Raw genomic sequence first — 19,612 nt, 5'->3', positions numbered from 1 at the left:
CGTTCGAGACCAGGACGTTGATAGGTCGGGTGTGGAAGTGCAGTAATGCATTAAGCTAACCGATACTAATTGCCCGTACGGCTTGTCCCTATAACATTGATTGGTTATAGCGAAGTACTCGTTATTGTTGATAGACAATCGCTACAAAAATCTTTATAATACTGCTTCCAGATTCAGGGCAGCGCGGAACGTAACGCGATGCTCGTACAAGTTATGCCTGATGACCATAGCAAGTCGGTCCCACCCCTTCCCATCCCGAACAGGACCGTGAAACGACTTTGCGCCGATGATAGTGCTGCAACCAGTGTGAAAGTAGGTTATCGTCAGGCTAGTTATAAAGAGAAAGCCCGCTAGTGATCTAGCGGGCTTTTTCGTTTTCTGCGCTTCTTTTGACGCTGTTATAAATTAAACAGCGGTTTATTGTTTTGTCTCATTTGGCAAGTTTTTTGACTTCGCTATCCTGATCTCGCTAGTGTCTCGTTCATCCGGTGGCAGCCCGCCATTGGCCGAATAAAATTTCAGACTAGGGAGATTACATGGGACTTCGCAAGACTCTGATCGCCGCCGCTGTTCTGGTACTCGCAGGCCAGGCCGCCGCTTCCTCCGATCATGTGATGGCTGAAAAAGCCGTCTTTTCCCCTCAAGAAAATGCCCGCCTGCTCAGCACCCTGAACGGCGAGCGCAGCAAGCATGGCCTGGATGCCGACCACGGCTACGCCATCATTCAGCAGCACCCTGGCGTCAAAGGCACGGCGATTACCCGCCTGAACCATACCTACAAAGGTGTGCGCATTTTTGAATCGGAGTCGGTGGTCGTGACCGATGACGGCGGCAATATCGTCAGCGAAACCATCGATGAGCGCCGCAACGCCGTCGCCGGCAAGCGTCTGGACGTGACGCCTGTGCTGTCCTCCAAGGAAGCGATCGCTGGTGTGGTGCGCACCGTGGCGCCGGCCGGCGAGCATCTGGTGAAACCGACTGCAGAGCTGATTCTCTTCCCGCTGGTGAAGAGTGCGCGCGTGGCTGGCGCCGAAAGCAAAGCCGAGGAAGATCTGAATGCGGTCGACCTGGAAGACGTGGTGGAAGGCTACCAGCTGGCGTATCTGGTACAGACGCGCATGGACAAGGCCGACAAACCCGCCTTCTACAACACCATCGTCAGCGCCAGCGACGGCGCGGTGCTGAAACAGTGGGATATGATGCAGAGCGTTGCCGGCACCGGCAAGAGCCTGTACAGCGGCACCGTGCCGCTGGAAACCACGCTGTCCGGCAGCACTTATAAGCTGCTCGATACCACGCGCGGCACCGGTGGCACCTATGGCGGCATGGCGATCACCAACTCCAACCACACCGCCAATGCTGGCAGCATCTACACCAATAGCACCAATATCTGGGGCGATGGCGCCGCTTACATTCCGGGCGGCAGCACCACCAACGCCAATGGCCAGACCGCTGCCGTGGATGCCATGTGGGGCCTGAAAAACACCTATGACATGCTGAAAAACGTCATGGGCTGGCTCTCGCTGAACGGTAATAACACGGCCACTTCGATTGCCGTCCACACCAATACCAACTACGACAACGCCTATTACATGGACTCCTGCAAGTGCATGTTCATCGGTGATGGCGGCAGCATGTTCAAACCGCTCGCTTCCGTCGATGTGATCGCGCACGAGATGGGTCACGGCGTCACCGCCGCCACCTCCAACCTGACCTATAGCGGCGAATCGGGCGGCCTGAACGAATCGGCTTCCGACATCAACGGCGAAGCCACCGAAGCCTATGCCCGTGCCGGCGGCACCGGCAACGTCCTGCCTTGGCCAAGCGCCAACGATTGGGCTACCGGTAAGGAAATCGCGAAGAACGGTCAGCCGCTGCGCTGGTTGTGGAAACCGAGCAAGGATGGCAAGAGCCCGGATGCCTGGAGCTCCACGCTGAAGAACCTGAACGTGCATTACAGCAGCGGCCCGAACAACCGCATGTTCTACTTCCTGGCCAAAGGCTCCAATTCCAGCTCGAGCAGCGAGTATTACAGCAAATACCTGACCAAAGCGCCGCTGGCCATGACCGGCATCGGCCTGGATAAGGCTTACCGCATCTGGTTCAAGGCGCTGACCACCAAATTCACCGCCTCCACCAACTACGCGAATGCCCGCCTGAAAGTGCTGCAGGCTGCGCAGGAGCTGTATGGCACCAATAGCGCGGAAGCGAAAGCCGTGCAGCGTGCTTACGCGGCCATCAATGTGGGTGCCGATATCGCCGAGTAAGAACGGCAGACGTAAAAAAACCGCTGGTTCGCGCCAGCGGTTTTTTTTCGTGCCTGGAACTTAGAAGTTGTAGGCGGCTTTCAGCATGATGTAGTCGACGCCGCTGTTCGGCTTTTTGATGCCGCCATTCGAGTAGTGCTGCACTTTGGCCGTCACTTCCCATTTATTGTCGAACACATAGCCGACGCCGATATGGTCGCCGAACTGGAAGGCGGTGGACAGTTTGTCGTCGTTATTGTCGTACAGCTTGGACAGCAGGTGCACGCCGATGCCGCCTTCGACGAAGAAGCCTTTTTTGTTGGCGTTTTCCCAGCGGAACACTGGGGTGAAGCCGATGTCGACCAGGTTCTGGTGCTCGCCAGGGATGTTGCGGTATTGCTTGCCGCGCCAGGCGCCGAAGCTGGCATCCCAGTAACCGCTGAGTTGTTTGCCATTCGATTCGAACCAGCGCTTATCCCAGTTGGAAGTGACGCCAACGCGCACCATCTGGATTTTGGAAGCACTGGCGTATTCGCCGTACACGGAGTCGATCAGTTTGTCTGCAGCGAAGCTCGATTGCATCGCCAGGAGGGCGGCTGCGGCCGCAATGATGGTCTTGGTTTGCATATTCTCTCTACGTTTTGGTTACATTTTTACTGTCGTATCTGAAGTCATACGGCATACTCAATATTGTAGCTGTCTTAGCTAAAAGGCGTATTAAGGCCGCAAAATGGTTAATCTGGCGATAACCATCTCGAACTGGAGCTAAAAAATGCAGACTTTACCGCGCCTGGCTTTCCTTGGCACCGGCCTGATGGGCGATCCCATGGTGCGCCGCTTGCTGGGGGCCGGCTTTGGCGTCACGGTCTGGAACCGCACGCCGGCCAAGGCTGCTGCGCTGGTCGAGGCGGGCGCATGGCAGGAGTTTCTGCTCAGCGATGCCGTGGCCCAGGCCGATATCGTGATATCCATGCTTGACTCCGGTGCCGTGGTGGGTCAGGTGTTGACCGCTGCGCTGGACGCACTACCGGCCGGCAGCCTATGGATCGATATGAGTTCCACCCGCCAGGATGAAGCCCAGGCCTTCCATGCGCTGCTCGGTGGACGTGGCTGCCGCTTTCTGGACGCGCCGGTATCGGGCGGGGTGGGCGGTGCGCAGGCGGGTGCGTTAGCCATCATGGCGGGCGGCAGCGAAGATGATTTTCAGCGCGCAGCGCCGGTGTTTGCCGCCATGGGATGTGCCACCCTGGTCGGGCCGGCCGGCAGCGGCCAAGTGGCCAAACTGTGCAATCAGCTGATCGTGGGCGCCACTTTGAACGTCGTGGCCGAAGCTTTGCTGCTGGCCCAGGCCGCGGGAGCCGATCCGGCGGCCGTGCGGACGGCGATCCGCGGCGGTTTTGCCGAAAGTCGCATTCTTGAAGTGCACGGCGAACGCATGCTGGAACGGAATTTCATCCCGGGCGGCCAGGTCAAGACGCAGATCAAGGACATGCACAATATCCTTGCCGCAGCGGCAGCGGCAGGCGTGACCTTACCGCTGACCAGCCTGGTCACCGAACGCTACGATGCGCTGGCCGACGTCTGCCCCCAGGCCGACCACTCCGCTGCCCTGCTGGGGCTGGAGCGCCTGAACCCCGGCCAGCGCGTCGGCACCCTACCTGATCGCCTACCATAAGCTTGCTAACAGCTGAGTCTGTGTCCACCTTGGTGCCTGGCACCAGGGTGGACACAGGCTCAGCTGAGGGGCAGGGCGGTTTCGGCGAGGTGGACCCAGAAGCTGGCGCCGATGGGGAGCAGGCCGTCGTTGAAGTCGTAGCTGCCGTTGTGCAGCACGCAGGGGCCGAGGCCGTGGCCGCCGTCGCGGTGCTCGCCGTCGCCATTGCCGATGAAGATGTAGCAGCCGGGCTTTTTCTGCAGGAAGAAAGCGAAGTCTTCTGCGCCCATGGTGGGTTCGACGTCGGCATCGACCCGGTCGGGGCCGACCACGGCTTGCATGACTTCGACGGCGAAGGCGGTTTCCCTGGCGTGGTTGACCAGGGGCGGATAATTGCGCTTGAAGACAAAGTCGACTTCGGCATCGAAGCCGGCGGCGATATTTTCGGCCAGCAGGCGCATGCGCTGCTCGATCATGTCCAGCACCGGCGTGGTGAAGGTGCGTACGGTGCCGACCATGCGCGCTTCGTCGGGAATCACATTGGTGGCGCTGCCGGCGTGGATCTGGGTGAGCGAGAGCACGGCCGTGTCCAGCGGACTCTTGCTGCGGCTGATGATGGTCTGCCAGGCTTGCGCGATCTGCACCGCAATCATGATGGGATCGGTGCCCTTGTGCGGCTGGGCCGCATGCGCGCCCTTGCCCTTGACCGTGACGTGGAACTCATTGCTGGACGCCATCATCGGTCCTGCGCGCACGCTCAGCGTGCCGGCCGCCGCGCCGGGCCAGTTGTGCATGCCGTAGATCGCGTCCATCGGAAAGCGTTCGAACAAGCCGTCTTCGATCATGCGGCGCGCGCCGGCGCCGCCTTCTTCGGCGGGCTGGAACACCAGGTAGACGGTGCCGTCGAAATTGCGGTGGCTGGCCAAGTGGTGGGCCGCGCCCAGCAGCATGGCCATATGGCCGTCATGGCCGCAGGCGTGCATCTTGCCGGGGTGGCGCGAGGCGTGCGGAAAGGTGTTCAATTCCTGCATGGGCAGGGCGTCCATATCGGCGCGCAGGCCGATGGCGCGCCCGGAGCTGCCGTGCTTGATGATGCCCACCAGGCCGGTCTGGCCCAGACCGCGCACGACGGGGATGCCCCATTCTTCGAGCTTGGCGGCCACCACGTCGGAGGTGCGCTGTTCTTCGTAGCACAGTTCGGGATGCGCGTGCAGATCGCGCCGGATCTGCTGCAGCTCGGACTGAAAAGCGATAATCGGTTCGACAAGTTTCATCTGGTTATCTCCAGTGTTGTTCTCTTGCGCGCCATCGTGCGGCGCTGTTCGCCAGTAAGCGGTGCAGCCATTGTAGCCCTGGAAGCAAGCGGAAGGCCAGAGCGCCGCGCCAGCTTCAGGTGGCGCAGGGCGGAATCGTTTACGATACTGGTTTAAGTACCTGCTTCCGGGAATTTTCAATGACAACGACACAAGTCCGGGCCGCCTGCCCGCATGATTGCCCCGATACCTGCGCCCTGCTCGTCACTGTCGAGAACGGCGTCGCCACCGAGGTGAAGGGCGATCCCGAGCATCCGACCACGGCGGGCGTGCTGTGCACCAAGGTGTCGCGCTATACGGAGCGCACCTATTCGCCGGATCGCCTGCTGTATCCGTTGCGCCGCGTCGGCAAGAAGGGCGAGGGCAAGTTCGAACGCATCAGCTGGGACGAGGCGCTGGACGCCATCGCCGCCCGTCTGAAACCGCTGGCCGCAACGGCGCCGGAAGCGATCCTGCCCTACAGCTATGCTGGCACCATGGGCTTGCTCCAGGGCGAGGCCATGGCCATGCGCTTCTTCAACACGATCGGCGCTTCCCAGCTCGACCGCACGATCTGCGCCACGGCTGGCGCCACCGGCTACCGCTACACGGTGGGCGCCTCGATCGGCACCGATATCGAGCAATTCCAGAATGCCAAGCTGATCCTGATCTGGGGCGGCAATCCGATCGCCTCCAACCTGCATTTCTGGACCCGTGCCCAGGAAGCCAAGCGCAACGGCGCCAAGCTGATCGCCATCGATCCCTACCGCTCGCTGACGGCCGAGAAATGCCATCAGCATATCGCGCCGATGCCCGGCACCGATGCGGCGCTGGCGCTGGGCATGATGCATGTGCTGATCGCCGAAGACCTGCTCGACCATGATTATATTGCCGAGCACACCATCGGCTTCGAGCCGCTGAAGGCGCGCGCGGCCGAGTGGCCGCCGGAGCGGGTGGCGCGCGTCTGCGGCATCACCGAAGCGGAAGTGCGGGAACTGGCGCGCACCTATGGCCAGATGGCCAAGGCCGGCGAGCCGGTGGCGATCCGCGTGAATTACGGCGTGCAGCGCGTGCGCGGCGGCGGCACGGCGGTGCGCAATATCGCCTGCCTGCCGGCCCTGGTCGGCGCCTGGCGCCACGCGGCTGGCGGGGTGCAGCTCTCGTCCTCGGGATCTTTCCCTTCCGACAAGCCGGCCCTGCAGCGCAGCGATTTGCTCAAACAGCCGACCCGCACCATCAATATGGTCACCATCGGCGACGATCTGCTGCGTCCCGCCTCGGCGGAATTCGGGCCGCGCGTGGACGCCGTCATCGTCTATAACTCCAATCCGGTGGCGGTGGCGCCCGATTCCTCGAAAGTGGCCGAAGCCTTCGCGCGCGAAGACCTGTTCACCGTGGTGCTGGAACATTTCCAGACCGATACCGCCGACTATGCCGACATCGTGCTGCCCGCCACCACCCAGCTCGAACATACCGACGTCCACACCGCCTACGGCCACCTGTATATGATGGCGAACAACCCGGCCATCGCGCCGTTGGGCGAGGCCAAGCCGAATACGGAAATCTTCCGCCTGCTGGCCGCGCGCATGGGCCTGGACGATCCCTGCTTCCGCGAAAGCGACGACGAGCTGGCCGCCAAGGCTTTCCGCAAGAACGATGCGCGCGCCGTCCATTTCGATTGGGAGTCGCTCAAGCGCAAGGGTTGGCAAAAACTGAACATGCCGGCAGCGCCGTTTGCGCATGGCAATTTCGCTACACCATCGGGCAAATGCGAGTTCTATTCGGAAACAATGCTCAAAGATGGTCTGGACCCGCTGCCCGGCTATATTGAAAACTACGAATCGGCGGCAAGTAACCCGGAACTGGCGGCAAAATACCCGCTGGCGATGATATCTCCGCCGGCGCGCAACTTCCTCAACTCCAGTTTCGTGAACGTGCAGAGCCTGCGCGCCACGGAGGGCGAGCCCCACCTCGACCTGAATCCGGAAGACGCCGCTGAACGCGGCATCAACCATGGCGATATGGTGCGCATCTTCAACGATCGCGGCTCCTTCGTCGCCAAAGCGCGCGTTACGCCCAAGGCCCGCAAAGGGCTGGCGGTGGGCCTCTCGATCTGGTGGAAGAAGCTGGCCTCGGACGGCAAGAACGCCAACGAGGTGACCAGCCAGCGCCTGACCGATATGGGTCGTGCCCCAACGTTTTACGATACACTGGTACAAGTGGAGAAAGCAGCTTGAGAGTGAGTCATGCGCAAAATCACCCGTCCGAAAATCCGTGCCCGGCACTGGGTTGGGGCGGGCGTGTGCGCGTTGCTGCTGGCGGGCTGCGCCCAGTTTAAATATTACTTCCAGGCGGCCCAGGGCCAATATGCGCTGTGGTCCGACGCCCGCCCCATCGACGACTGGCTGGGCGATCCCGCCACCGATCCCAAGCTCAAGGCGCGCCTGGAAAAGGCGCGCCTGATCCGCCGCTTCGCCGTGCGCGAACTGGGTTTGCCGGATAATGCCAGCTATACCAATTACGCCTCGCTCAAACGCCCCTTCGTGCTGTGGAACGTGGTGGCTACGCCCGAACTTTCGTTGCGTCCGATCCAGTGGTGCTTCCCGATTGCCGGCTGCGTCAGCTACCGTGGCTATTACAGCAAGGAAGATGCGCAAGCCTATGCCGATGAACTGCGCGCCGAGGGCAACGACGTGCAGGTGGGCGGCGTGCCCGCCTATTCGACCCTGGGCTGGTTCAGCGATCCGCTGCTCTCCACCTTCATCAATAACTCCGACGCCGAACTGGCGCGCATGCTGTTCCACGAGCTGGCGCACCAGTTGGTCTACGTGCAGGGCGATTCCAAATTCAATGAAGCCTTTGCCACGGCGGTGGAGGAGGCCGGCGTGAACCGCTGGCTGGAGCTGTATGGCACCGAACCGATGCGTGAAGCCTATGTGCGTTACAACGCGCGCCGTCAGCAATTCCTCGCCCTGCTGGTGCGCCATCGCCAAATGCTGGCGACGAATTACGCAAGCAAGGCCGGCGTCAAGAAAAAGCGCGAGGAGAAGGCGCGCATCTTCGCCGCCCTGAAGGCCGAATACCAGGTCTTGAAAGCCGACTGGGGCGGTTACGCCGGCTACGACCGCTGGTTTGCCGAGCCGTTGACAAATGCCCACCTGAGCTCTGTTGCAACCTATAATGATTTCCTGCCAGGATTTCGCGCCCTGCTGGCGCGCGAAAAAAACATGAAGGCATTCTATGCTGCGGTGCAAGGCATGGGCAATCTCCCCAGCGCCGAACGGCATGAGCGACTTCAACAACTGGCGAAGGCCATGCCGGCGGAAACGGAAACGATTGCTGTAAAGGAAAAGAGCGCGAGTAGCGGGCTGCAGTGATGCTGCGTTGCAGCAAAATTTGGCGGCGCAAAGGCCCGGCAAAATCAGCAAAAGCGCTTGCATACTGATCGGCCTGCCGATAGCATCTTAATTATAAGATCGAACGAGCGTTCTTTTTTCTCGAAACGACTCACTGGCAGGCCGGCTCTGTGCGCCGGCTTTCATCATATAACGATAATTATTCGAGACACGAGGCACAGGATGGATAAAATCTGGTTGAAGTCGTACCCCGCTGGGGTGGCGTCGGAAATTGATGTCAATCAATACCGCTCCCTGGTTCATCTGCTGGAAGAGTCGTTTCAAAAGTATGCGGACCGCAATGCCTTCGTCTGCATGGATAAAGCCATCACCTACGCCGAGCTGGACGCCTATTCGCGCCGCATCGGCGCCTGGCTGCAAAGCCGCGGCTTGAAAAAGGGCGCGCGCGTGGCGGTGATGATGCCCAACGTGCTGCAATACCCGATCGCCATCGCCGGCATCCTGCGCGCCGGCTACACCGTGGTCAACGTCAATCCGCTGTACACCCCGCGCGAACTGGAACACCAGCTGCGCGACTCGGGCAGCGAAGCCATCATCATTCTCGAAAATTTCGCCACCACGCTGGAGCAGGTGCTGAGCCGCACGCCGGTCAAGCACGTCATCGTCGCCAGCATGGGCGAGATGCTGGGCATGGCCAAGGGCATGCTGGTCAACTTCGTGGTGCGCAATGTGAAGAAGCTGGTGCCGCCGTTCTCGCTGCCCAACGCGGTGCGCTTCAAGGAAGCGATGTCGCACGCGGCCGGCATGAAACTGACGCCGGTCGAATTGAATCTGGAGGACGTGGCCTTCCTGCAGTACACCGGCGGCACCACCGGCGTCTCCAAGGGCGCGACCCTGGTCCACCGCAACATCATCGCCAATCTGCTGCAGACCGAAGCCTGGTCCAAGCCGGGCCTGGGCAATCTGGCGGAGCAGGAACAGGTCATCATCATTTGCGCCCTGCCGCTGTATCACATCTTCGCGTTGACGGCTTGCGCCATGTGGGGCATGCGTGTTGGCGCGCTGAACGTGATGATTCCGAATCCGCGCGATATCGGCGGCACGATCAAGGAACTGGCCAAGTACCGCTTTAATATGTTCCCGGCCGTGAATACGCTGTACAACGCGCTGGTCAACCATCCCGATTTCCGCAGCCTCGATTTCTCCGGTCTCAAGATCTGCAATGGCGGCGGCATGGCCGTGCAGCAGACCGTCAACGACAAATGGCTGGCGGCGACGGGCGTGTCCATCATCGAGGGCTACGGCCTGTCCGAAACCTCGCCGGTGGCGACCTGCAACCGCGCCGACAGCACCGCCTTCTCCGGCACCATCGGCCTGCCGATTCCGTCCACCGACATCGCCATCCTCGATGACGAGGGCAAGGAAGTGGCGCTGGGCCAGCCCGGTGAAATCGGCATCCGCGGCCCGCAGGTGATGAGCGGCTACTGGAACCGTCCGGACGAAACGGCCAAGGTCATGACGGCCGACGGCTACTTCAAATCCGGCGACGTGGGCGTGATGGACGAACGCGGCTACGTCAAGATTGTCGACCGCAAAAAGGACATGATCCTGGTCTCCGGCTTCAACGTTTATCCGAACGAGCTGGAAGCGGTGATTGCGGCCCATCCGGGCGTGCTGGAATGCGCCTGCGTGGGCGTGCCCGACGAGCACTCGGGCGAAGCGGTCAAGGTCTTCGTGGTGCGCAAGGACCCGGCGCTGACGGCCGATGCGCTGATGGCTTACTGCAAAGAGAACCTGACCGGATACAAGAAACCGAAGTACATCGAATTCCGCGATGAGCTTCCGAAGACGAATGTGGGCAAGATTCTGCGCCGCGTATTGCGCGACGAGGGGACGCCCAGCGACAAAAAGGCGGCGTGAAACGCCGACCGTCAGGCCCAACCGCCTGCGGTCAGGCGGTTTTTTTGCGCATAACGATTGAAGACGCGGCGCGCGGCGCCGCCTGACATGAAAGATGAGGCATTAGAGATGGAAAAGATTTGGCTGAAGTCCTACCCCGAAGGCGTTCCTGCGGAGATCGACGCGACCTTGTATCGGTCGGTGGCGCACTTGATGGAAGAATCCTTCCGCAAGTATGCCGACCGCAATGCCTACGTCTGCATGGACAAATTCCTGACCTATGCCGAAGTCGATCAGATGTCGCAGAAAGTGGGCGCCTGGCTGCAAAGCAAGGGCCTGAAAAAGGGCGCGCGCGTCGCCATCATGCTGCCCAACGTGCTGCAATACCCGGTCGCCATGGCCGGCATCCTGCGCGCCGGCTACACCGTGGTCAACGTCAATCCGCTGTACACCCCGCGCGAACTGCAGCACCAGCTGAACGACTCAGGCGCCGAAGCCATCTTCGTGCTGGAAAACTTCGCCACCACCGTGGAGCAGGTACTGGCGCAATCGCCGCTCAAGCATGTGGTCGTGGCCAGCATGGGCGACCTGCTGGGCGGCCTGAAAGGCGCCATCGTCAATTTCGTCGTGCGCAATGTGAAAAAAATGGTGCCGGCCTTCTCTCTGCCGAACGCCGTCTCCTTCAAGCAGGTACTGGCCGAAGGCGGCCGCCTGCCGCTCAATCCCGTGCAGCTGGGGCATGACGATGTCGCCTTCCTGCAGTACACCGGCGGCACCACCGGCGTCTCCAAAGGCGCCGTGCTGCTGCACCGGAACGTGGTGGCCAATGTGCTGCAGAACGAAGCCTGGCTGGGCATGGAGACCGAAGCCGAACAATTGGGCTTTGTCTGCGCGCTGCCGCTGTACCACATCTACTCGCTGACCATCAGCGCCTTCATGGGCCTGCGCCTGGGCGGCATGAATCTGCTGATCCCGAATCCGCGCGATATTCCCGGCTTCGTCAAGGAACTGGGCAAGCACCGCATGCACGTTTTCCCGGCCGTGAACACGCTGTATAACGCGCTGCTCAACAACCCGGAATTCGCCAAGCTCGATTTCTCCAGCTACCAGGTGTGCAACGGCGGCGGCATGTCGGTGCAGCGCGCCGTGGCCGACCGCTGGCTGAAGCTGACCGGCACGCCGATCATCGAAGGCTACGGCATGTCCGAGACTTCGCCGGTGGCCACCGCCAACCGCGTCGACATCAAGGAGTTCACCGGCACCATCGGCCTGCCGATTCCCTCGACCGAGGTTTCCATCCTCGACGACAACGGCAATCCTGTGCCGTTCGGCCAGGCTGGCGAAATCGCCATCCGCGGCCCGCAAGTGATGGCCGGCTACTGGAACCGTCCGGAAGAAACCGCCAAGTCCATGACTCCGGACGGCTTCTTCAAGACCGGCGACGTCGGCATCATGGATGAGCGTGGCTATACCCGCATCGTCGACCGCAAGAAGGACATGATCATCGTTTCCGGCTTCAACGTGTATCCGAACGAGATCGAGGAAGTGGTGGCGGGCCATCCTGGCGTGCTGGAAGTGGCCTGCATCGGCGTGCCGGACAATAACTCCGGCGAAGCCGTCAAACTCTTCGTCGTGCGCAAGGATGCGTCGCTGACGGCCGAGCAGCTGCTCGACTTCTGCAAGCACGAGCTGACCGCCTACAAGAAACCGAAATACATCGAGTTCCGCGACGAACTGCCGAAGACCAACGTCGGCAAAATCCTGCGCCGCCAGCTGCGCGACGAGAAAAAAGCCGCCTAATCAGGCGGAACCAACGCCCGCTTTGCCGTCGATGACGGCGAAGCGGGCAAGGGTGGTGAGGGCGCTGTCCTTGTCACGCACATTGTCCAGACCCTGAAACAGCACTTCGCTGCGCTCGGGCGTCACATTCAGCAGCATGAAGCCGCGCCGGTCGCTGCGGCCATAGTGCATATGCGGATTCATTTCCACGTACTGCGCGGTGCGCTCCTGCGGCCGCGAGCTGGAGGTGATGGAGGTGCCGCAGAATTCGGTGGCGAGCACGGGATTGGCTACCGATACCGGGCGCACCGCCTCGCGTGCCAGATCGGCGGCGTAGAAGGTGTGCACATCGCCCGACAACACCAGCGGATTGGCGGCGCCGCTGGCCTGCAAGGCATCCAGCAGGCGCTGGCGCGCGGACGGATAGCCATCCCAGCCATCCGTCCAGAAGCGGCCGTCATCGGCCTGCACGATCGGCACTTGCGTGGACTGGGCCATCAGCGTTTGCTGGGCCAGGATATTCCAGCGCGCGCGTGAGCCGCGCAAACCCTGTTCCAGCCAGCCTTCCTGCTCCATACCCAGCATGCTGCGCCGTGGGTCGCCCAATTCAGCGCAGGCGCGCCGGTAGACCGAGCCGGAGCCGCCGCGTCCCGGCCGCTGGCAGGCGTGGGCGGAGCGGTACTGGCGCGTGTCGAGCACGTGGATGCGCGCCAGTTGGCCCCAATCATAGCGCTGCCGCATGCGCAGCCGGGCCAGTCCCTCGCCATTCATGCGCACCGGCTGGTGTTCGTAGAACGCCTGATAGGCCGCCGCGCGCCGCGCCGCGAATTCGGGGCTGAGCAATTCATCACGGTCGTTGCCGTAATCGTTGGCGACTTCGTGATCGTCCCAGGTGATGATCCAGGGGGCGGCCAGATGCGCCGCCTGCAGATCGGGATCGCTTTTGTACTGGGCATAGCGGGCGCGGTAATCGGCCAGCGTGAAGCTCTCATCCCTGCGCTGCGCGCGCTCGGGATGCGCCAGCCGGTATGGCCCCCATTCATAGATGTAATCGCCAAGGAAGGCCACCAGATCCGGCGCCGCCGCCGCGATATGGCGGTGCGCCGCATAGTGGCCGAATTCCCAATGCTGGCAGGACGCTACCGCCATCTTCAGCGATGAGGGCAGGGCAGCGGCCGCCGGCGCAGTGCGCGTGCGGCCGACCGGGCTGACGGCATCGCCCAGCATGAAGCGGTAAAAATACCAGCGCCCCGGTTCCAGCCCCTTCACGTCCACATGCACGCTGTGCGCCAGTTCCGGCATGGCGGTCGCCACGCCTTTGGCGGCGATCTGGCGGAACGCTTCGTCCTGCGCCACTTCCCAGCGCAGGCGCATGGCCAGGGGCGGCATGGCGGTCGCGTTGAGCGGCTCGTAGAGGATGCGCGTCCACAGCACGACGGAATCGGGCAGGGGCGAGCCGGAAGCCACGCCAAGGCTGAAAGGATAGGCGCCGCCGTTGCCGCGCGCGCCAGCCTGGTAGGAGGACGTCAGCCCCGTCCCCAGCGCCGCCAGGCCCGCCAAGCGGGCGCCGGCCAGCAGCATAAGGCGGCGCTGGCCGTCCATGGCTTTAGCGCTGCTTGAGCAGGGTCTCGATCGGCGGCACGGGGCGCGGCTTGCGGTCAGGGCCGGTGGCCACATAGGTCAGCGTCGCTTCCGTCACCTTCACGGTGCAGGCCTGCAGGCGGTTGCGCTCCGCGTACACCTCGACGTTGACGGTGATGGACGTATTGCCAACCTTGACAATATCAGCATAGAAGGACAGCAGATCGCCCACGAACACGGGGTGCTTGAAGACGAAGGAATTGACGGCGATGGTGGCGACGCGGCCGTTGGCGCGGCGCGTGGCCGGCAGCGAGCCGGCGATGTCGACCTGGGCCATGATCCAGCCGCCGAACACGTCGCCGTAGACATTGGCGTCGGCCGGCGCGGGCATCACGCGCAGCTCGGGCATTTTGCCCGGTGGCAGGCCGCGGTTCTCGGAATGGATCAGGGTGTTGTCTGGCGTGGTCATCTTAAAATCTCGTGAAAGGCTACAATTGGGCGAATTGTAAACCACCGCCAGTATCATCTGCCCTCATGCGCCGCTATTCGAACTCGCCTCCCCCATCCGACAGCAAAACACCGCCCAGCCGTGGCGATCTCGCCACGCTGAAAACCCTGCTGCCCTACCTATGGGTGTACAAATGGCGCGTGCTGCTGGCGCTGCTCTGCCTGGTGGGCGCGAAGACGGCCAATGTCGGCGTGCCGGTGGTGCTGAAAAACCTGGTGGACCAGATGACGATCACGCCGGACAAGCCGCAAGCCCTGCTGGTGCTGCCGGTGGCGGCCCTGGTGGCGTATGGCTTGCTGCGTCTGTCCACCACCGTGTTCACCGAGTTGCGCGAATTCCTGTTCGCCCGCGTCACCCAGCGCGCCGTGCGCACCATTGCGCTCAAAGTCTTCCGCCACCTGCATTCGCTGTCGCTGCGCTTCCACCTGACGCGCCAGACCGGCGGCATGACGCGCGATATCGAGCGCGGCACGCGCAGCGTCGGCTCGCTGATCTCCTACACCCTGTTCAATATCCTGCCCACGCTGGTGGAGATCACGCTGGTGCTGACCTATCTGGTCACGCACTACGATATCTGGTTCTCGGTGATCACCTTTACCGCGCTGGTGCTCTACATTACCTTCACCGTCATGGTCACGGACTGGCGCACCCACTTCCGCCGCACCATGAACGATCTGGACTCGAAAGCCAATACCAAGGCCATCGACTCCCTGCTCAATTACGAAACGGTAAAGTACTTCGGCAACGAGGAATACGAGGCCAAGCGCTATGACGAAGGCTTGCAGCGCTACGAATCGGCGGCGGTCAAGTCGCAGACCTCGCTGTCCCTGCTTAACACCGGACAGTCGCTGATCATCGCCAGCGCCGTCACGCTGATCCTGTGGCGTGCCACCCAGGGCGTCATCGACGGCAAGATGACGCTGGGCGACCTGGTGCTGGTCAACGCCTTCATGATCCAGCTGTATATCCCGCTCAATTTCCTCGGCGTGATTTACCGCGAGATCAAGCAAAGCCTGGCCGATATGGAGCGCCTGTTCTCCCTGCTCGACCAGAACCGCGAGGTGGGCGACGCCCCCGATGCGCGGACCCTGCTCACGCATGGCGCCACGGTGAAATTCTCGCACGTCGATTTCAGCTACGAGAGCAAACGCCAGATCCTGTTCGACGTCGACTTCACCATTGCGGCCGGCAGCACCACGGCGGTGGTAGGACATAGCGGCTCTGGCAAGTCCACCTTATCGCGCCTCCTGTACCGCTTCTATGAGGTGAATGGCGGCGCCATCACCATTGACGGCCAGGATCTGCGCTCGCTGACGCAAGCCTCGCTGCGCCACGCCATCGGCATCGTGCCGCAGGATACGGTGCTGTTCAACGACAGCATCGAATACAACATCGCCTACGGCCGGCCCGGCGCCAGCAAGGAAGAGATTGTAGCCGCCGCGCGCGCCGCCTCCATCCACGACTTCATCGAAAGCCTGCCGGACGGCTATGCCTCGCTGGTCGGCGAGCGCGGGCTGAAACTGTCCGGCGGCGAAAAGCAGCGCGTGGCGATTGCGCGCACCTTGCTGAAAAATCCCGCCATCCTGATTTTCGACGAAGCCACGTCCGCGCTCGACTCCAAGGCCGAGCAAGCGATCCAGGCCGAGCTCAAGGAGATTTCGCGCAGCCGCACCACCATGGTGATCGCCCACCGCCTGTCCACCGTGGCCGACGCTGACCAGATTCTTGTGCTCGACCACGGCCGCATCGTCGAACGCGGCACCCACCAAGCCCTGCTCGCCGCCGAAGGCCTATACGCCCAGATGTGGGAACGCCAGCAAGCCAAAGGCGACGATGACCTCGCCTCCCCAGCCCCCGCCGCCGCCTGAGTCCGCCTCAGCGGTTTGCGCCAGATCAAACAATGTCCCACCATGGTGTCAGGCACCAGAGCCGGACATTCTTTGATCTAAATCAGCAAATGTCCAACCCTGGTGTCAGGCACTAAGGTCGGACATTCTTTGATCTACATCAGCAAATGTCCCCCCCTGGTGCCTGACACCAGGGGGGGACATTGTTTGAGATTTGTCAAAAAAAAATGGCTTCCGGGGGGGGGGGAAGCCATTTTTGTTGGGGCGCCGGGGGATCAGGGCAGGGGGGTGTCGGCCAGTTCTTTGTCGATCGGGTCGGTGAGCTCGCCTTCCCATTTGGCGACAACGGCGGCGGCGATGCCGTTGCCGATCACGTTGGTGGCGGAGCGGGCCATGTCGAGGAAGTGGTCGATGCCGAGCAGCAGCACCAGGCCGGCTTCCGGAATATTGAACTGCGATAGGGTGGCGGCGATCACCACCAGCGAGGCGCGTGGCACGCCGGCAATGCCCTTGGAGGTCAGCATCAGCACGGCCATCATGGTCATCTGCGTGCCAAGCGACATTTCAATGCCGTAGGCCTGGGCGATGAACACGGCGGCGAAGGTGCAGTACATCATCGAGCCGTCCAGATTGAAGGAGTAGCCGATCGGCAGCACGAAGGCGGCAATGCGGTTGCGCACGCCGAAACGCTCCAGGCCTTCCAGGGTTTTCGGGAAGGCCGCTTCGCTCGACGCGGTGGAGAAGGCCAGCAGCGATGGGCCGCGCAGCTCGGCGATCAGGCGGCCGATGCGCTTGCCGAGGAAGAGGAAGCCGATGAAGATCAGCACACCCCACAGCACGGCGATGCTCAGGTAGAACTCGGCCATGAACACGCCATAGGTCTGCAGCACGCCCAGACCGCTCTTGGCGATGGTGCCGGCGACGGCGGCGAATACGGCGATCGGCGCGAAGCGCATCACATAGCCGGTCACCTTCAGCATGATGTGGGCGATGCCGTCCACGGCGTCCACCAGCGGCTCCGATTTCGGGCCGACAGCGGCAGCGGCGGTGCCGAAGAACAGGGAGAACACCACGATCTGCAGGATTTCGTTCTTGGCCATGCCGTCGATGATGGAGGACGGCACCAGGTGGGTGATGAACTCTTTCAGCGACAGGCTGGTGGTGGCCAGGCCCGATGCGGCGGCCGTGGTCGCCGGCAGGTGGCCGACCAGGGCGTCGCCTGGACGGAACAGGTTGACCATGATCAGGCCCAGGGTCAGCGACAGCAGCGAGGCGACGAAGAACCAGCCCAGGGTCTTGATGCCGATGCGGCCCACTTCCGAGGCGTCGCCCATGCGCGCAATGCCCACCACCAGGGTGGAGAAGACCAGGGGCGCGATGATCATTTTAATCAGGCGCAGGAAGAGCGTCGTGAGCAGCGACATGGTGTCCGCGAAGCCGGCCGGATTGGCCAGCGTCGTGTTGGCGATGTAGCCGGCTACGATGCCCAGCACCAGGCTGACCATAATATAAGTAGTCAGGCGGTTTTGATTTTTCATAAAGGAGTTATCCTGTGGTAGTGTCTAGCCGGCTGTGGATAACAGTGGCCAGAATGCCGTTAGAATGGTGAATTTATAAGCAAGTTCCGCAGTATCCTTGTCGTCAGGGGCACTGTCAAGCAAGCGTGGAGGTGTGGGCGCCTATGATCGATATAAAAAACCTAAGCAAGTGGTATGGCCATTTCCAGGTACTCTCAGAGTGCAGCACCAGTGTCGCCAAGGGCGATGTGATGGTCATTTGCGGCCCTTCCGGCTCGGGAAAATCAACCCTGATAAAAACCGTCAACGGCCTGGAGCCCTTCCAGAAAGGTGAAATTATTGTCGATGGCATATCGGTCGGCGCGCCCGGCACCAATTTGCCGGCCCTGCGCGCGCGCATCGGCATGGTCTTCCAGAATTTCGAGTTGTTCCCCCATCTTTCGGTGCGCGAGAACCTGACCCTGGGCCAGGTCAAGGTGCTGGGGCGCAGCCAGGACGAGGCCAATGCCCGTGGCTTGAAGTACCTGGACCGGGTCGGCCTGCTGTCGCAGCAGGATAAATTCCCGAATCAGTTGTCCGGCGGCCAGCAGCAGCGCGTGGCGATCGCGCGCGCCCTGTCGATGGACCCGATCGCCATGCTGTTCGACGAGCCGACGTCCGCCCTCGATCCGGAAATGATCAACGAGGTGCTGGATGTGATGGTGGGCCTGGCCCAGGAGGGCATGACGATGATGGTGGTCACCCACGAAATGGGCTTTGCGCGTAAGGTGGCGAACCGCGTGGTCTTCATGGACAAGGGCCATATCCTGGAAGACTGCGGCAAGGATGAATTTTTCGGCGCCCCGCGTTCCGAGCGCGCCCGCGACTTCCTTGCGCGTATCATTCATTAAAGCGATTCATTGAAATTTCGCCGGAACCGAATCCGGCTCAAGCTGTAGGGTTGCCGTAGCGAGCTGCTAAGCGTTGGTGCATTTTTCTTTACGGAGGAATCATGACCTTGACCAGACTGTTTGCCCTGCTGTCCATCGCCTGCTGCGCCGCCACGGCCAGCGCCCAGGAACTCAGCGGCACCCTCGCCAAAATCAAACGCACCGGCCAGATCACGCTGGGCGTGCGCGATGGCTCCGTGCCTTTCTCCTACCTGGACGATAAGCAGCAATACCAGGGCTATTCGGTGGACCTGTGCATGAAGATCGTGGTCCATGTGCAGAAGCAGCTGGGCATGACGGACGTGAAGGTGGTGATGAATCCCGTGACGTCGGCCAACCGCATTCCGCTGATGGCGAACGGCACCATCGACCTGGAATGCGGCTCCACCACCAATAATGCGGAGCGCCAGAAGCAGGTGGCTTTCGCGCCCACCATGTTCGTGATCGCCAACCGCCTGTTGGCGAAGAAGTCGTCCAATATCAAGTCGCTGGCCGATATGCGCGGCAAGACCCTGGTGGCGACGGCCGGCACCACCACGCTCAAGCAGATGACGATTCTGAACAACGAGCAGAAGCTGGGCATGAATATCGTGGTCGGCAAGGACCATCCCGAATCCTTCCTGATGATGGAAACCGGCCGCGCCGTCGCCGAAGCCAATGACGATATCCTGCTGGCGGCCCAGGTGGCGAGCGCGCGCAATCCTTCCGAGTTCCAGATCACGTCCGAAGCGCTGTCGGTCGAACCCTACGGCATCATGCTGCGCCGCGAGGACGCGCCCTTCAAGCAGGCGGTGGACGCGGCCCTGACCCGGCTCTATCAGTCGGACGATATCCAGCGCATCTACAACAAGTGGTTCATGAACCCCATTCCGCCCAAGGGCATCAACCTGAACTTCACCATGCCGCCGCAGCTCAAGGCCGTGCTGGCCAAACCGACCGATTCGCCCGACCCTGCGGCCTACGCGGCCGTGCCGCCGGCGCAGAAAGCCGCCACCAAGAAGTAA

14 protein-coding genes and 2 rRNA genes are annotated in these 19,612 nt (G+C 61.8%); 11 read left to right on the top strand and 5 right to left on the bottom strand.

Features of this window, described 5'->3' with window-relative positions:
* From FHS03_RS14850 to FHS03_RS14840, 3 genes are all read left to right on the top strand, one after another.
* A 23S ribosomal RNA gene (locus tag FHS03_RS14850) occupies positions 1 to 90 on the top strand; the annotation flags it as partial.
* A 126-nt stretch (positions 91 to 216) separates the two neighbouring features.
* Positions 217 to 329 (top strand): 5S ribosomal RNA (rrf, locus tag FHS03_RS14845).
* Between the two features lie 207 nt (positions 330 to 536).
* Complete coding sequence (locus FHS03_RS14840) at positions 537 to 2,267, top strand: M4 family metallopeptidase (protein ID WP_183441723.1); 1,731 nt, start codon at positions 537 to 539, stop codon at positions 2,265 to 2,267.
* A gap of 60 nt (positions 2,268 to 2,327) precedes the next feature.
* Here the strand turns inward: FHS03_RS14840 and FHS03_RS14835 are convergent, their stop codons facing one another.
* Positions 2,328 to 2,873: an acyloxyacyl hydrolase gene (locus FHS03_RS14835; RefSeq protein ID WP_176348970.1), complete on the bottom strand. Its 546-nt coding sequence runs from the start codon at positions 2,871 to 2,873 to the stop codon at positions 2,328 to 2,330.
* Positions 2,874 to 3,018: 145 nt separating this feature from the next.
* Here FHS03_RS14835 and FHS03_RS14830 point away from each other — a divergent pair, with 145 nt between their 5' ends.
* Positions 3,019 to 3,921, top strand: coding sequence for an NAD(P)-dependent oxidoreductase (locus FHS03_RS14830; RefSeq protein WP_183441722.1), 903 nt, complete (start codon positions 3,019 to 3,021; stop codon positions 3,919 to 3,921).
* 59 nt (positions 3,922 to 3,980) lie between these two features.
* Here FHS03_RS14830 and FHS03_RS14825 read toward each other — a convergent pair whose 3' ends face one another.
* A complete protein-coding gene (locus FHS03_RS14825) occupies positions 3,981 to 5,174 on the bottom strand; it encodes a M20 aminoacylase family protein (RefSeq protein ID WP_183441721.1) in 1,194 nt (397 codons plus the stop codon).
* A 179-nt stretch (positions 5,175 to 5,353) separates the two neighbouring features.
* Here FHS03_RS14825 and FHS03_RS14820 point away from each other — a divergent pair, with 179 nt between their 5' ends.
* The 4 genes from FHS03_RS14820 (at position 5,354) to FHS03_RS14805 (ending at position 12,247) form a co-directional block, all read left to right on the top strand.
* Positions 5,354 to 7,429, top strand: coding sequence for a molybdopterin-containing oxidoreductase family protein (locus FHS03_RS14820; protein WP_183441720.1), 2,076 nt, complete (start codon positions 5,354 to 5,356; stop codon positions 7,427 to 7,429).
* A 9-nt stretch (positions 7,430 to 7,438) separates the two neighbouring features.
* On the top strand, positions 7,439 to 8,569 hold the full coding sequence (locus FHS03_RS14815) for an aminopeptidase (RefSeq protein ID WP_183441719.1): 1,131 nt from the start codon (positions 7,439 to 7,441) through the stop codon (positions 8,567 to 8,569).
* Positions 8,570 to 8,770: 201 nt separating this feature from the next.
* Positions 8,771 to 10,468 carry a long-chain-fatty-acid--CoA ligase gene (locus FHS03_RS14810; RefSeq protein WP_183441718.1) on the top strand — a complete coding sequence of 566 codons (1,698 nt, stop codon included), beginning with the start codon at positions 8,771 to 8,773 and terminating at the stop codon, positions 10,466 to 10,468.
* Positions 10,469 to 10,576: 108 nt separating this feature from the next.
* Positions 10,577 to 12,247, top strand: coding sequence for a long-chain-fatty-acid--CoA ligase (locus FHS03_RS14805; RefSeq protein WP_183441717.1), 1,671 nt, complete (start codon positions 10,577 to 10,579; stop codon positions 12,245 to 12,247).
* On the opposite strand, the gene FHS03_RS14800 is transcribed toward FHS03_RS14805, so the two are convergent.
* Positions 12,248 to 13,828: an alkaline phosphatase D family protein gene (locus tag FHS03_RS14800; RefSeq protein WP_183441716.1), complete on the bottom strand. Its 1,581-nt coding sequence runs from the start codon at positions 13,826 to 13,828 to the stop codon at positions 12,248 to 12,250.
* Between the two features lie 4 nt (positions 13,829 to 13,832).
* Positions 13,833 to 14,276 carry an acyl-CoA thioesterase gene (locus FHS03_RS14795; RefSeq protein WP_050411009.1) on the bottom strand — a complete coding sequence of 148 codons (444 nt, stop codon included), beginning with the start codon at positions 14,274 to 14,276 and terminating at the stop codon, positions 13,833 to 13,835.
* Between the two features lie 65 nt (positions 14,277 to 14,341).
* Here FHS03_RS14795 and FHS03_RS14790 point away from each other — a divergent pair, with 65 nt between their 5' ends.
* On the top strand, positions 14,342 to 16,183 hold the full coding sequence (locus tag FHS03_RS14790) for an ABCB family ABC transporter ATP-binding protein/permease (RefSeq protein WP_183441715.1): 1,842 nt from the start codon (positions 14,342 to 14,344) through the stop codon (positions 16,181 to 16,183).
* A 254-nt stretch (positions 16,184 to 16,437) separates the two neighbouring features.
* On the opposite strand, the gene FHS03_RS14785 is transcribed toward FHS03_RS14790, so the two are convergent.
* Entirely contained in the window at positions 16,438 to 17,700 is a 1,263-nt protein-coding gene (locus FHS03_RS14785) for a dicarboxylate/amino acid:cation symporter (protein WP_183441714.1), read from the bottom strand.
* 143 nt (positions 17,701 to 17,843) lie between these two features.
* Here FHS03_RS14785 and FHS03_RS14780 point away from each other — a divergent pair, with 143 nt between their 5' ends.
* Together FHS03_RS14780 and FHS03_RS14775 are read left to right on the top strand one after the other, a co-directional pair.
* A complete protein-coding gene (locus FHS03_RS14780) occupies positions 17,844 to 18,569 on the top strand; it encodes an amino acid ABC transporter ATP-binding protein (RefSeq protein ID WP_183441713.1) in 726 nt (241 codons plus the stop codon).
* Positions 18,570 to 18,670: 101 nt separating this feature from the next.
* Positions 18,671 to 19,612: an amino acid ABC transporter substrate-binding protein gene (locus FHS03_RS14775; protein WP_183441712.1), complete on the top strand. Its 942-nt coding sequence runs from the start codon at positions 18,671 to 18,673 to the stop codon at positions 19,610 to 19,612.

The sequence above is a fragment of the Pseudoduganella violacea genome, assembly GCF_014191875.1.
GTDB lineage: Bacteria > Pseudomonadota > Gammaproteobacteria > Burkholderiales > Burkholderiaceae_D > Rugamonas > Rugamonas violacea_A.
This window is presented reverse-complemented; position numbering and strand designations above follow the sequence as displayed.